This is a genomic window from Pantoea sp. sgz302252 (genome assembly GCF_047713085.1).
GTDB lineage: Bacteria > Pseudomonadota > Gammaproteobacteria > Enterobacterales > Enterobacteriaceae > Scandinavium.
This window is the reverse complement of record NZ_JBLFJW010000084.1, coordinates 1-2,195: the sequence shown is the minus strand read 5'-3', so window position 1 is coordinate 2,195 and position 2,195 is coordinate 1. Positions and strand designations below refer to the sequence as shown.

At 47.7% G+C, this 2,195-nt stretch carries 2 protein-coding genes and 1 pseudogene; all 3 read right to left on the bottom strand.

From position 1 onward, the window contains the following. Window positions 1-612: pseudogene (locus ACLW56_RS25125) on the bottom strand (IS630 family transposase); the annotation flags it as partial. A gap of 154 nt (window positions 613-766) precedes the next feature. Continuing rightward, window positions 767-1,219, bottom strand: a complete 453-nt coding sequence (locus ACLW56_RS25120) for a hypothetical protein (protein ID WP_330986318.1) — start codon at window positions 1,217-1,219, stop codon at window positions 767-769. Continuing rightward, window positions 1,210-2,195, bottom strand: a 986-nt coding sequence (locus ACLW56_RS25115; protein ID WP_330986317.1) for an RHS repeat-associated core domain-containing protein, incomplete at its 5' end; no start/stop codon positions are given. The genes ACLW56_RS25120 and ACLW56_RS25115, both read right to left, overlap by 10 nt.

Here is a 2,195-nt window from a genome sequence, read left to right as displayed (position 1 = left end):
CCGGTGTGACCACTCGTTTTTGATGTCCGCGCAGCTGCCAGTCTGCACCGATTTTGGGATTGAGGTGGATATCCACTTCATCCTCATAAAAGACCGGGTGCTCTGCGCTGCATTCGTCCAGCGCTTTGTGGATTGCGGCCATCTTTTCATCTTTATGCGGATCACGGATACACAGCGTCGGAGCTGCCCTGCGCCATACTATCCCGGCGATGGGTAACCAGCGACGAAGGGTTCCCGCATGCAACCGACATCCTGTTATCTCATTGATTTTTATCGCCAGAAGTTCTGTGCTCCAGCGCGAGCGCTGATAACCAAAATCACCGGGATCAGTTCACGTAACAACGTGCAGATATGCTCAAAGGGCCAGCGGCGGGAACGCCCGGCAGGCAGAGATTTCAGACCTTCAACGCCCGATAGTGTAAACCAGTTAATCCAGCGACCGATGGATGAGCGGGCGCAGCAGAGCGTTCTGGCAACATCGCTGACACGGTCACCGCGATGCAACATGAGCATTGCGGTGAGCCTGCGGGCGTAATTTTTATCGGGTGTTTTATGGATAATTTTCTGCATCTGACGTCGTTCATTTCGGGGGATGGGTACTATGATCGGCATTGCTCAGTCCGGTTGGTGGTTTGTGATGTTTGGCGATTTATCAGATCGCACAATCCGGGCTGAGTTCCCTTTAAGTGATCTACTATTCGGCGCAGCTATTTAGAGGATAAAAATGCCGGGACTATAATCTCCCGGCATCGCATTAATAATAAGATTATTTATATTCAATGTATTCACATTCTATTTCTGAGTGCTCGTAATCTATTTGAATTTGAAAGGATAAGTCACAAGAGGTGATTCTTATTTCATCCGAGCATAGTTTGTCAAAATTATATTTTTCAGAAAGAGGTTTTGTTGATTTATAAGCCCCACAAAACTTCCACTCCTCGTCAATTAGTAAATAAAAAAATGAGTGCCCGACCTTTTCTTTTATAAAGAAAATGAGATCTTTATAATTACTAATATCCACTCTCTGCTTTGACTTTATTTCCCTTGCTTTTAGTTCGTTTATAATGCGATCAGTAGCTTCCAGGTCGAGGAATTTATTAGTGTCAACCGCTACGCCAATAAACGATTGAATTTTATTAACATACGCCTCCTGGTGCATCTTGCCTTGGGCTTTTCTATAGAGTAGCTCACGTTTGTATCCAGATATATTTATTTGCATCCTTTACATCCTTCTTTAACGTAATATGCTTTTCCTTTCCCATTGCGTATCTGGGGGCGTCCATATTTATTCATTCGAGGATTTCCAAAATCATCTGTTTTCACCTGCCCTGCTTCCCAGTGAGGGCTATCTGGGTGACTACTGTCCATAGTCTGTTCTTGCACGGAAGATATTCCGGTTCCGCCGCCAGGCTTTGGTGTTTCGTAAGAATATTCTCGTCCTGAACTATTTTGGGATTGGCTGACGGGTTGCTGGCTGGTAGGAATACCTGCTTGCCTCATGGCATCACGACGAGCCGCGCGAGAAGTCTTAAATGGATTATTTTCACTACCTGTTGGTTCTCCACTAAGCCCCAGCGGATCCACCCATCGTAGCGGATTACTGACATATCCATAAAGATTCACCCCACCCATCAACCCTATCGGGTCCGATGAGATGTACTGCCCCGTCTCGTAATCATAGTACCTGAACCGGTTGTAATGCAATCCCGATTCCGCATCCTCATATTGCCCCGGAAAACGTAACCGGCATGTGGGGACATCGTCCTTATTGATGCCTTCCTCACGGCCCCAGAGTTGTTGTTTCCCTTGCCAGATAATCGTGCCCTCTTCGGTCAGCAGCTCCTGGATACGACCGACCGTATCTGTCACCGCATAGTGCAGTTGCCCTTTTTCATAACGCGCCAGCGGTGTAAAATTTCCTGGCTCGTATATCCAGCGAATGGCGCTTTCGTATTCTTGTTTACCATCAACGCCAACCGGAATTTCCTCCGTTAACTGGTCGCCATTCCAGTGGAAGTCCATGCCGGGTTTGTCACGGTTGGTACAGCGTTTGCTGATTCGCCTGCCGAACGGGTCGTATTTGTATTCCCAGCGTTCGCCTTCAGGGGTTTCCAGTCCGGTCAGCTGGTTTTTTGCATCCCAGCGGTAGCGCCACTGCTGCGGACGATAGCCGCCTTTATCGACCAGCTTCTGTA

What these genes read in the sequence shown, in the direction of transcription:
- ACLW56_RS25120 (WP_330986318.1), bottom strand. Translation starts at nt 1,219, where the DNA reads ATGCAAATAAATATATCTGGATACAAACGTGAGCTACTCTATAGAAAA.